General features: G+C 72.5%; 10 protein-coding genes. 4 read left to right on the top strand and 6 right to left on the bottom strand.

The features are described from left to right. Nucleotides 1-122 precede the first annotated feature (122 nt). The 4 genes from ACLEQD_RS27600 to ACLEQD_RS27585 all read right to left on the bottom strand — a co-directional run bounded on the left by ACLEQD_RS27600 (nucleotide 123) and on the right by ACLEQD_RS27585 (nucleotide 3,238). A complete protein-coding gene (locus tag ACLEQD_RS27600; RefSeq protein WP_410387999.1) occupies nucleotides 123-518 on the bottom strand; it encodes a hypothetical protein in 396 nt (131 codons plus the stop codon). Between the two features lie 12 nt (nucleotides 519-530). Beyond that, nucleotides 531-1,208, bottom strand: coding sequence for a hypothetical protein (locus tag ACLEQD_RS27595; protein ID WP_410387997.1), 678 nt, complete (start codon nucleotides 1,206-1,208; stop codon nucleotides 531-533). Then, nucleotides 1,205-2,173 (bottom strand): hypothetical protein, encoded by a 969-nt coding sequence (locus ACLEQD_RS27590; protein WP_410387995.1) that lies wholly within the window; start codon nucleotides 2,171-2,173, stop codon nucleotides 1,205-1,207. Before ACLEQD_RS27590 ends, ACLEQD_RS27595 begins: the two co-directional genes overlap by 4 nt. Before the next feature lie 69 nt (nucleotides 2,174-2,242). Continuing rightward, entirely contained in the window at nucleotides 2,243-3,238 is a 996-nt protein-coding gene (locus tag ACLEQD_RS27585) for a hypothetical protein (RefSeq protein ID WP_410387993.1), read from the bottom strand. 257 nt (nucleotides 3,239-3,495) lie between these two features. Here ACLEQD_RS27585 and ACLEQD_RS27580 point away from each other — a divergent pair, with 257 nt between their 5' ends. Continuing rightward, the gene (locus tag ACLEQD_RS27580; protein ID WP_410387991.1) at nucleotides 3,496-4,542 is read left to right on the top strand and encodes a pirin family protein; all 1,047 of its coding nucleotides are present in this window, start codon (nucleotides 3,496-3,498) and stop codon (nucleotides 4,540-4,542) included. Between the two features lie 36 nt (nucleotides 4,543-4,578). Here ACLEQD_RS27580 and ACLEQD_RS27575 read toward each other — a convergent pair whose 3' ends face one another. Further along, complete coding sequence (locus ACLEQD_RS27575; RefSeq protein ID WP_410387989.1) at nucleotides 4,579-4,974, bottom strand: phage holin family protein; 396 nt, start codon at nucleotides 4,972-4,974, stop codon at nucleotides 4,579-4,581. Between the two features lie 184 nt (nucleotides 4,975-5,158). Between ACLEQD_RS27575 and ACLEQD_RS27570 the strand changes: the two genes are divergently transcribed. Beyond that, nucleotides 5,159-6,202 carry a glycosyltransferase family 4 protein gene (locus ACLEQD_RS27570; RefSeq protein ID WP_410387987.1) on the top strand — a complete coding sequence of 348 codons (1,044 nt, stop codon included), beginning with the start codon at nucleotides 5,159-5,161 and terminating at the stop codon, nucleotides 6,200-6,202. 108 nt (nucleotides 6,203-6,310) lie between these two features. On the opposite strand, the gene ACLEQD_RS27565 is transcribed toward ACLEQD_RS27570, so the two are convergent. Next, a complete protein-coding gene (locus ACLEQD_RS27565) occupies nucleotides 6,311-7,504 on the bottom strand; it encodes a glycosyltransferase (RefSeq protein ID WP_410387985.1) in 1,194 nt (397 codons plus the stop codon). An 88-nt stretch (nucleotides 7,505-7,592) separates the two neighbouring features. On the opposite strand from ACLEQD_RS27565, the gene ACLEQD_RS27560 reads away from it, so the two are divergent. Both ACLEQD_RS27560 and ACLEQD_RS27555 read left to right on the top strand, forming a co-directional pair. Then, nucleotides 7,593-9,035: an MATE family efflux transporter gene (locus ACLEQD_RS27560; protein ID WP_410387983.1), complete on the top strand. Its 1,443-nt coding sequence runs from the start codon at nucleotides 7,593-7,595 to the stop codon at nucleotides 9,033-9,035. Between the two features lie 201 nt (nucleotides 9,036-9,236). After that, nucleotides 9,237-10,469, top strand: a complete 1,233-nt coding sequence (locus tag ACLEQD_RS27555; protein ID WP_410387981.1) for an inositol-3-phosphate synthase — start codon at nucleotides 9,237-9,239, stop codon at nucleotides 10,467-10,469. Nucleotides 10,470-10,621 lie beyond the last annotated feature (152 nt).

Genomic DNA, 10,621 nt, shown 5'->3' with positions numbered 1-10,621 from the left:
GAGGACGTCCACCGCATGGCCCCGGGCCACGGCCGCGCGGGCCAGGGCCGCGGCGAGCGTCAGGTGGCCCAGCCCGCCGCCGAGCGCGTAGAGCCGCCAGTGCTGACGTCGCGCGGCCACGCTCAGCTACCGCCCAGGTCCTCCTCGAAGGAGGCGTCGTCCTCGCGCCGCACGCTCTCGCCGTCGGCCTCGGTGAAGTCGTTGGTGTCGCGGGAGGAGGACGACGACCCGGAGCTGCGCCACGCGTCCCGGCCGTAGTAGCCGTAGTCCTCGTAGTAGTAGCTGGGGTCGTCCTCGTCGGTGGTGTCGGAGCGGTCGCGGTCCTCGTCGCCGTTGTCGGCGGCGCGCGCGCACGTCACGCAGACCGTCTCCGCGCCGTCGAGCATGCGCAGGTGCAGCGCGCAGATGGGCTTCTGGCAGCGCATGCACTGCGTGGACGCCCCGCGCTCACAGGGGTGGGAGAAGAGGAAGCCGGAGGTCTCCAGGCACTGCTCGGCGGACGGGAAGGAAGGGGACATGGCTTTGAAGGCTCAGGGCGACGCGGCGCCCGCGGGAGACTGGAGGCGGAAGAGCAGGGCCATGCGCACGGGCAGGTCCAGCGAGGAGAAGCCCAGGCACGCGGCGGCTTCCGGGGACACCGGCTGCTTGGTGGCGAGCACCGTCTTGCCGGACGGGTCGCGCAGGGACAGCTTGCCGTCGCGCACCTTCACGCGGACCTCCTCCGCGCCGGACGCGCCCTTCACGGACGCGCCGCCGCCGTCGGCGGCCACGGTGTAGAGCACCGCGCCCTGGGCGTCCGTGAGCTTCCACCCCGCGCCCTCGCGCGTCAGCGTGTAGCGCACGGCCGAGCGCGCGGCGTCCTTCACCTGGAACGCGTCCGGCCCGCCCGTGACGTAGGCCAGCACCGCGTCGTCCGGGCCGGACACCTTGAGCTCGCCGCCCTTCCACTTGTAGCGGGCAAGCTCCTGGTCCTCGCCGTCGACGAGCTTCGCGCCGTCGTCCTTGGGCTTGAGCGAGAAGCGCTCGCGGTCGTCGCCGTCCTTGAACTTGAGCTTGACGCCGGCCGCCTTCGGCTCGGCGGCGGAAGCGGCGGCGGTGGCGGGTATCGCCTGCGTGTGCGGAGCGCCGGAGGCGGGGGCACCGCCCTGCGAACAGGCCGAAGCCCCGAGCACACCGAGGCCCACGAGGAACAGGACACGAAGCTTCACGACGTGGACCTCACGTTCCCGGGCCGGGCCCGGGAGCTGGAGTGGTTGAGCACCTGGTAGAGGCTCAAGAGCATCATCGTCGCGGCGCGCCCCGCGTCCTGGGCCGCGGGAGGGGCCCGCCCCTGGGGCGCCTTGCCGGCCGCGGGAGCGGGCTTCGTCGTCAGGACGCTCCACTCCTGATCCAGCACGACGCGCATCGACAGGCGGTCCTCCGCCACGTCCAGCCGCGACAGCGCGACGCCCGGGGGGAGCCGCGCGGCCTGCTTCGCGTCCGCGCGCAGGCCCGCCAGTCCGGGGAAGCGCTCCGGCTTCACGCGCAGCCCCACCTGGAGCAGCGTCTTGCCCTTGCGCTTGGTCTTGAGCTTCGTCTTGCCGCTGCTGCTGCGGCCGTAGCGCTTGCGCTTCTGCAGGTGCTCCACGACGGACACGTGCAGGTGCGTGCCGTCCGCGAAGCGGCCGTGCAATGACAGCCACGCGTCGGTGAAGTCCTCGCAGTCCCACCGGCCCCGCTTGGCCTTGCCCACGCACTTGCGCGCTTCATCGCGCGGCGCCAGGTCCAGCTTCACGTCCACGGGCGCGTTCACGTCCAGGTCCACCTGGAAGCGCCGCAGCAGCGTGGCCAGCAAGCCGTAGCGCCGGTTGTCCAGGTCCGTGCGGCCCGCGCGCGCCCGGAGGATGAAGAGCACGATGCCTGCCACGAAGCTCGCCATGCCCAGGAGCAGCGGCATGCCCGCGAGCGCGTCCTGCTGCTCGAACGAGAGCTGCCCCACCAGGAGGGACAGCAGGGCGCAGCCCAGGATGCTGAACGCCAGCAGGCTCCAGGCGGCGATCCACAGCGTGCGCCGCTTGCGCTCCGCCTGGGCGTCCAGGCCCCCCAGCGTCTTCAGGTCCGCCAGCACCTCCGTCACCGGGGCGCGGGTTTCGTAGACGTACGTCTTCTGGAACGCGGAGGGGTCGAGCGCCACGATGGAGAGCCTTGGTCAGCGGTCAGCGGAAGAAGCCGCACGGGAGCGTAGGAGTCGCCCCCGGGCAGGTCAAACCGCCCCGCGCCGTCCGTGCGCCGCCTGCTGCTTCGCCCGCCGCCGGGCATGGCCCAGCACCTGGTAGAGGCTCAGGAGCATCATGGTCGCGGTGCGGGAGGCGTCGTCCTTCTCCAGCGCCTGCCTCCAGGAGGCGGGCGCGTCCGGAGCTCCCGCGACCTTCTCCGGCCGCGCCACCCATTCCTCGGACAGCCGGGCGCGCAGCGACAGCCGGTCCACGGCGACGCGCACCCGCTCCAGCGCCACGCTCGGGGGCAGGCGCGTGGCGTGGGTGACGCGGGCCTTGAGCCGCTCCAGGCCGGGGTAGCGCTCCGGCTTCACGCGCACGGACACCTCCAGTTGGGCGAAGCCCTTGCGCTTGGTCTTGGTGCGCGACTTGCCGCTGGCGCTCGTCTTGGTGCGCTCGCGCTTCTGGAGCCGCTCCACCATGTGGATCCGCAGGAAGGTGCCGTCCGCCAGCCGGCCCTCCAGCGTGAACCACGGGTCGACGAAGAAGTCCGTGTTCCACCAGCCCACCAGGTCCTGCTTCACGCGCTTCTCGTGCACGTCCGTCGGGCGCAGGTCCAGCTTGAGGCGCACCGGCGCGTCCGGGGCCAGGTCCACCTGGAGGCGCTGGAGCAGCACCTGGGCCAGCCCGTAGCGGCGGTTGTCCAGGTCGCGCTGCTTGAGCAGGAGCCGCCAGAAGAACAGGCAGAGGCCCACGGCGAGCAGCACCCCACCCACCGCGCCCGTAACCCCCAGGAGCTGGACGCCCGCCTCCGTGAACTCCTCCTCGCGATCCTCCACGCCCGCCCACACGCCATAGGTCAGCAGGGCCATCACCCCGCCGGTAATCACGGTGAGCCACCCGCCCCACGCCAGCGCGCTCCGCTGCGCTTCCGCGCGGGCGTCCAGTCCGGCCAGGACCTCCAGGTCCTCCAGCAGCGCCGGCACCGGTGCCCGGGATTGATAGAGGAAGACCTGGTGGAAGCGCTGGATGTTGACCGACACGGCGGTGGAGCGTAGGGGCCCGCGCGAACGACGGTCAATGCGACCCTCCACCAAAGGCGAACCGCCGGCCGTGCAGGCAGGCCGGGCGCCGGGCGGGGCCGGCTCCTGGGTAGGATGGTGCGGCCCCAACGGCAGCGGGCGCGAGGTGGACCGTGGACGAAGTGAGCCGGAGAGCGGCGCTGAAACTCATCGCGGCGGCGGGCATCAGTACCACCGTGGGATGCTCACGCGGTTCGGGAAAGGCAGAGGAGTCGAAGATGGGTCAGCAGCAGGCGCAGCAACCGGAAGCCGTGGTCCGCGTGGAGCCGCTCGGGCCGTCCCCCAGCCCGTGGCGGACGCCGGATCCGTTCCTCTTCTGCGTGCACCACGACGACCGCTATCCCCAGGGCAACGAGCAGCTGGGACCGAAGGCGTCGCTCGCGGGCCGCGACATCGGCCAGGACTTCGCGGGGCGGGACGGCTGGAACATGTACCACGGCACCGTCGTGCCGGGCTTCCCGCAGCACCCGCACCGGGGCTTCGAGACGGTGACCATCGTGCGCAACGGGCTGCTGGACCACTCGGACTCGCTGGGCGCGGCGGCGCGCTTCGGCGGGGGCGACGTGCAGTGGCTCACCGCGGGCGGCGGCATCAACCACTCGGAGATGTTCCCGCTGCTCAAGCAGGACCAGGGCAACCACATCGAGCTGTTTCAAATCTGGCTCAACCTGCCGCGCGCCAACAAGATGGTGCAGGCGCACTTCTCCATGTTGTGGGACCACGTCATCCCGCGCCACGAGGCGAAGGACGACGCGGGCCGGACCACGAGCATCACCGTGGTGGCGGGCAACCTGCGCGACGTGAAGGCGCCGCCCCCGCCGCCGAAGTCCTGGGCCGCGAACCCGGACGCGGACGTGGCCATCTGGACGCTGAAGATGGAGCCGGGCGCGCGCTGGACGCTGCCCGCGGCGTCGCGCGGCACGAACCGGATGCTCTACTTCTTCCTGGGCTCCGGGATGAAGGTGGGCGGCAGGGCCGTGCCGGCGCGCAACGCCATCGAGCTGCGCGCGGACGTGGACGTGGTGCTGGAGAACGGCCCGGAGACGGCGGAGCTGCTGCTGCTCCAGGGCAAGCCCATCGGCGAGCCGGTCGTGCAGTACGGCCCGTTCGTGATGAACTCGCGGCAGGAGATCCAGCAGGCCTTCGCGGACTACCAGCGCACGGGCTTCGGCGGCTGGCCCTGGCCCAGCCACGACCCGGTGCACGCGCGGGAGGAGGGCCGCTTCGCGCGGCACGCGGACGGCCACGTCGAGCGGCCGGCCTGATGAGGGCCTGCCCGGGCAGCCCGTCCCTTCTCCTGCTCAGTGCGTGAGCTGCTCCCCGACGGTGGAGGCAATCGTCTGAAGCCCTTCGCGGGAGCGGCCCAGGGGCTTGCGGGGCAGCGTGCGCAGCCCGGTGAGTCCGGTGCCCAGCGAGCCGGCCACCAAGCCGGCGCCAACCCAGAGCGCGCCCTTGACGGGCCGCTTCGGGAGCGCGAGGGCCGCCGCGATGATGAGGGCGCTCACCCCCGTCATCCCCATCCAGGCGCTCGCGCCCAGCAGCAGTGAGCTCTTCGCGGTGTTCTTCGCGTCCTCCTGGAGGTCCTCCCGGGCGAGCGCCGCCTCCGTCTTGAGGATGCGCTTGCCCTGCGTGAGGATCGTCGACATCAGGGACGGGCGCTGCTGCGCCTGTCCGGCCTGCTGCTTCTGTTCGTCCATGGCACGCTCCGGTGGGTTGAGGGGTTCGGGAAAAAGCTAGGCCCGCCCCTCCGGAAACGAGCGGCAGGGGGGCTGGGCAGCGACGCCTCCTCCCGAGGCCACTGCTCCAGCCGCTGCGAAAGCGGGCCCAGGAGCAGGCGCGGCCCGGTTTGCCGCCGGGCCGCCGTCGCGGTAGCACCGGGCCGTGGGCACCTCTGGAATCGTCTACGCGTCCTTCGACCGCTTCCCCGCGCCCAAGGGCGCCGCCGTGCACATCCGCGCCTTCGTGGAGGCCCTGGGCGCCGCGTTCGGCACGGTGGACCTCGTGGCCATTGGCGACGCGCCGGGCGCTCCCCCGCCTGCCCTGGGTCCCCACGTCGCCTACCACCCGCTGGGGGCACGCGGGAAAGACCTGGTCGCCCAGGCGCTGACGTTCCGCTCGCACCTGGGCGCGTGGTGGCGGGGCCGGCCGCGCGCGAAGGTCGTCCACGTCCGCTCCATCTTCGAGGGCTACCCCATCGCCCGGCGCAAGGCGGCCCTCACCGACGCCCTCGTCTACGAGGTCAACGGCCTGCCCTCCATCGAGCTCAAGTACCACCACCCCGACGTCGCCGATGACGCGGAGCTGATGCGCAAGCTGCTCGCGCAGGAGGAGGCCTGCCTCCACGCCGCGGACCTCCTCGTCACCCCCAGCGCCGTCACCGCTGAACACCTGGTGTCACGCGGCGCGGATCCGAAGCGCCTGCGCGTCATCCCCAACGGCGTGGACCTGGACGTGTTCCGCTACGCACCTCCACGCCCCCCGGAGGCCGGGCGCCCCCTGCGCATGCTCTACAGCGGGACCATGACCGCGTGGCAGGGCGTGCACCACGCCATCGAGGCCTGCCGCCTCCTGCGCCGCGACCTGCCGGTGACGCTCACCCTCGTGGGCCCCCTGCGCAAGCACGCGCGCCGCGCCCTGCTGGACCGCTGCGGCGACCTCGTGCTCCAGGGCGCGGTGGAAATCCTCGAACCCCTGCCCCAGGAAGAACTCGCCCGGCTGCACCACGCCTGCGACGTCGTGCTCGTGCCGCTGCCCGTGAACGACCGCAACTGCGTGCAGGGCTGCTGCCCGCTGAAGCTCCTGGAGGCCATGGCCACCGGCACGCCCGTCATCGTCAGCGACCTGCCGTGGTGCGCGCGCTCGCGGAAGCCACCGAGGCCTTCCGCATCCGCCCCGGCTCGCCCAAGGCCATCGCGGAGGCCGTGAAGGACCTCCTCGCGAACCCCGCCCTCGGCGCCGCGCTGAGCGCCACGCCCGCGCCCGCGTGGAGCGCGACTTCCCGTGGGGCCGCGCGCAGGAAGCGCTCGTGAACGCCTACGCGGACGACCTGGGGATCGCGCGCGCCAGCACCCGCGACAACACCGCGGCCTCCGCGTCCGCCTGAAAGCCCGCCTCGATGCGAGCGCGCGCCGCCGTCCCCAGCGCCGCGCGCTTCGCCTCGGGCATCCCCAAGACATCCAGGCACGCCTGCCCCAGGTGGTTGAGCAGCGCCTTCTCCACGATGAAGCCATTCACCCCGGCCTCCACCGCCTCCGGGATGCCGCCCGCGTCGCTGGCGATGACCGGCCGCGCGCACGCCATCGCCTCCAGCAGCGCGTTGGGCATGCCCTCCCACAGCGACGGCTGCAGATACACATCACACAGCCGCAGGTGCTCCGCGATGAGCTCCGGAGACTCCAGCGCGCCGGAGATGATGATCCGCGCGGCATCCTCCGGGTGCTCCGCGCGGTAGGCCACCAGGTGCTCCGCGTCCCGGGCGCGCACCTCGCCAATCACCAGCAGGCACGCGGGCCGCACACGCCGCACCTCGGTGAGCGCGGACAGGAGGAACGGCAGCCCCTTCTTGTGGCGCAGCTCCCCGGAGAAGCCGAGCACCGCCTCGCCCGGCTGGATGCCCAACCGCTCGCGCAGGGCCGCATCCGCCGGTCCCGGTGAGAACAGCGCCGTGTCCACCGCGTTGGGGATGACCTCCACGCCCGGGTCGCGCCCCAGCAGCATCGCCATCTTCCGGCCCAGGTCCGCGGACGCGGCGGTGAGCACGTCCGCCCGCTGGAGGGTCCAGAGCAGGCGGGCGAAGTCCCCCGGCGGGAACATCAACTGATCCACGTCGTTGCCCCGCGCGCTGATGACGGACTGGAGCCCCGCGCTCCGCGCGAACACCACCGCGAGGAAGCCCGGCGGGTACAGGTAGTGCCCCCACACCAGGTCGTACTTGCGCCGCGCGTGCAGGTGGCCGAGCACATCGAGCGTGTGCTGCATGGACAGGTCCGCGCTGCCGAACAACCCCAGCCGGTGCAGCGTCACGCCCTTGGCGAACGGCGACACGTCCCCCGCGTCCTGCACCGTCTCCAGCGCCCCGGGCTGCGCCGTGCGCGTCCACGCGACCACGTCCACGCGTGCGCCCAGCCGCACGAGCGAGCCCGCGGTGCGCGCGCCGCTGCGGGCGAGCCCTCCGATGTCGGGGGGAAAGCGCTCGGCGAGGAGGAGGACGCGGGGACCGGAGGCCATGCCCTGAATCTAACCGGCCTCGCGCACTGGCAGGCGGGGAACCGCGAGGGATGAAAGGCGGAAGGCGTCCCGTTGCAACGGCCAATCCATGACGCAACCCCCTACCGAATCCCTCTCCCCGGACGCCTCCCCTTCCACCACGGGTGCCAGGGGCCTCCTCGCCTCCCTGTGGCTGGCGGTGAAGGGCTCCACCGAGGACCTGGCCACCGGGCCCGTGGATCGCGCCTTCCTGCTGCTCTCCGTGCCCATGGTGCTGGAGATGGTGATGGAGTCCATCTTCGCCCTGGTGGACGTGCTCTTCGTGTCGCGCCTGGGCGCGGACGCCATCGCCACCGTGGGCCTCACGGAGTCCGTGCTCACGCTCTTCCAGACCGTGCCGCTGGGGCTGTCCATCGGCGCCACCGCGCTCATCGCCCGGCGCATCGGGCAGAAGGACCCGGAGCGCGCCGCGAGCGCCGCCGTGCAGACGCTGGGCCTGGGGCTCGCGCTGTCCGTGCCGCTGGCGCTCGCGGGCGCCCTCTTCGCGCGTCCCCTCCTCATGGTCCTGGGCGCCGCGCCCGGCGTGGTGGAGCACGGCGTGGGGTACACGCGGCTGATGCTGGGCGGCTTCCCCGTCATCATGCTGCTGTTCCTCATCAGCGCCATCCTGCGCGGCGCGGGGGACGCGGCCACGTCCATGCGCGCGCTGTGGCTGGCCAACTCCGTGAACATCGTGCTCGCGCCGCTGTTCATCTTCGGCCTGGGCCCCGTGCCGGCCATGGGCGTCACCGGCGCCGCGCTGGCCACCACCCTCGGCCGCTCCACCGGCGTGGTGTATCAGGTGTATCGCCTGCTCAAGGGCAGCGGACGGCTGGAGCTGCACCGCCGCCACCTGCGCGTGGAGCCGGACACGCTGCGCTCGCTGATGAAGCTGTCGGGAGGCGCCACGCTCCAGTCGCTTCTGGGCATGTCCAGCTGGCTGGTGCTGATGCGCATCGTCGCCACCTTCGGCAGCACCGCGCTCGCGGGCTACACGCTGGCCATGCGCATCCTGCTCTTCGTGCAGCAGCCGTCGTGGGGCCTCTCCCACGCCGCGGGCACGCTGGTGGGCCAGAGCCTGGGCGCGGGCGACACCGACCGCGCGGAGCGGGCCGCGTGGCGCGCCAGCTTCTACACGCTCGCGTTCCTGGGCGTGGTGGCGGTGGGCTTCCTGCTCTTCGCGGAGCCCCTCATCCACCGCTTCACCCTGGACCCCGAAGTCAGCCTGCACGCCGCGCGCTGCCTGCGCATCGTCAGCTGCAGCCTGGCCCTCTACGCCTTCGTCACCGTGCTGCCCCACGCCTTCAACGGCGCCGGGGACACCACCACCCCCACCGTGGTGAACGCCCTGTTCTCCTGGGGCCTCCAGCTGCCGCTGGCGTGGGTCCTCGCCCATCCGCTGGGCCTGGGCCCGGCGGGCGCGTTCATCGCCATCGCCGTCACCTACGGGGCGCTCGGCCTGGCAAGCGCCGCCCTCTTCCGCCGCGGCGGGTGGAAGCTGCGACACGTCTGAGACCGCCCTCCACCAGCCGACATTCCATACCGCCCGGGGGCTGAGTTGAAAGCTCCTGGGGAGTGCGGACTTTCCCGAAACTCTCGCAGCGTGTGGGCGCACCGAGCGCCCCCAGCCACGAGGCTCCCGCCACACCCCGGGGGGCCTCCAACGTGTCGCGGCGAGGGCACGGGGATCCACGGTTGGGGAGGGGCTTCACACATGGCGGGCAACGAGCGGCTGGGCGTGGCGGTGGTGGGACTGGGCGGCGCGGTGGCGACGACGGCGGTGGCGGGCATGGAGCTGCTGCGCCGGGGACGGGTGGACACTCGGGGCCTGCCGCTGGCGGACGCGAAGGGCATGGGGCTGGTGGAGTACGGCGCGCTGACGTTCGGCGGCTGGGACCTGTTCGAGGAAGACCTCGCGCACGCGGCGCGCAACCACGCGGTGCTGACGCAGGCGCAGCTGGAGGCGGTGGCGCCCACGCTGGGGCGCATGCGCCCCTGGCCCGCGGCCTCCAACGCCAGGTTCTGCAAGAACGTCGTGGGCACCGCGACGAAGAAGGCGCGCACGCTGCGTGAGCAGGTGCAGGCCCTCCGCGAGGACCTCACCCGCTTCAAGGAGCACGAGAAGCTGGACCGCGTGGTGGTGGTGAACCTGGCCTCCACGGAGAAGGCCGTGGACCTCACCCGCCCGGAGTTCGCCACGCCGGAGGCCTTCGAGAAGGCCCTGGACGCGAACGACCCGGACATCGGCCCCGCGATGCTCTACGCGTACGCGGCCATCGTGGACGGCATCCCGTTCGCCAACTTCACGCCCAGCGTCGCCGCGGACGTGCCCGCGCTGCTGCTGCTGGCGAAGCGCACCGGCGCCCCTGTCGCGGGCAAGGACGGCAAGACGGGGCAGACGCTGCTCAAGACGGTGCTCGCGCCCGCGCTGCGCGACCGCGCGCTGCACGTGGACGGCTGGTACTCCACCAACATCCTGGGCAACCGCGACGGTGAGGCCCTCAACGACCCGGCGTCGAAGCAGAACAAGCTCGACACCAAGGGCGCCGCGCTGGACAGCATCCTCGGCTACAAGGTCCAGGACCACGTCGTCTCCATCCAGTACTACCGCCCGCGCGGGGACAACAAGGAGGCCTGGGACAACATCGACGTGACGGGCTTCCTGGGGCAGCCCATGCAGCTGAAGCTCAACTTCCTCTGCAAGGACTCCATCCTCGCCGCGCCGCTCGTCGTGGAGCTGGCGCGCACGCTGGACCTGGCGAAGCGCCGGGGTGAAGGCGGCGTCATCGACGCGCTGGGCTGCTTCTTCAAGGCCCCCATGTCGCAGGACGGCCAGCCCGTGGAGCACGCCATGCCGGAGCAGCAGCGCCGCCTGATGGCGTGGCTCGCCAAGGGCCGCGTGCAGCAGACGGAGCGCACCCCGGAACGCATCAGGGCTGAGCCATGAACGCACCCGCGCGTGACACGGCGGCCCCGGGCCGCCTGGCGGAGCTCCGCCCGCTCCTCTCGGAGCTGATGGACCTCAAACGCCTCCGCACCCCGGACCACCCGGACGGCCTGGCGGCGCACGGCTTCCGCCGCGCGTGGGCGGCCCTGGCG

It is taken from the genome of Corallococcus sp. 4LFB (assembly GCF_046520365.1).
GTDB lineage: Bacteria > Myxococcota > Myxococcia > Myxococcales > Myxococcaceae > Corallococcus > Corallococcus caeni.
Note: the sequence above shows the minus strand (reverse complement) of the source record. Positions and strands in the feature narration are given on the sequence as shown.

Excerpts from the sequence above, each read along its gene's own strand:
- ACLEQD_RS27600 (WP_410387999.1), bottom strand. The coding sequence starts at position 518 with ATGTCCCCTTCCTTCCCGTCCGCCGAGCAGTGCCTGGAGACCTCCGGC.
- ACLEQD_RS27580 (WP_410387991.1), top strand. The coding sequence starts at position 3,496 with ATGGGTCAGCAGCAGGCGCAGCAACCGGAAGCCGTGGTCCGCGTGGAG.
- ACLEQD_RS27575 (WP_410387989.1), bottom strand. The coding sequence starts at position 4,974 with ATGGACGAACAGAAGCAGCAGGCCGGACAGGCGCAGCAGCGCCCGTCC.
- ACLEQD_RS27565 (WP_410387985.1), bottom strand. The coding sequence starts at position 7,504 with ATGGCCTCCGGTCCCCGCGTCCTCCTCCTCGCCGAGCGCTTTCCCCCC.
- ACLEQD_RS27560 (WP_410387983.1), top strand. The coding sequence starts at position 7,593 with ATGACGCAACCCCCTACCGAATCCCTCTCCCCGGACGCCTCCCCTTCC.
- ACLEQD_RS27555 (WP_410387981.1), top strand. The coding sequence starts at position 9,237 with ATGGCGGGCAACGAGCGGCTGGGCGTGGCGGTGGTGGGACTGGGCGGC.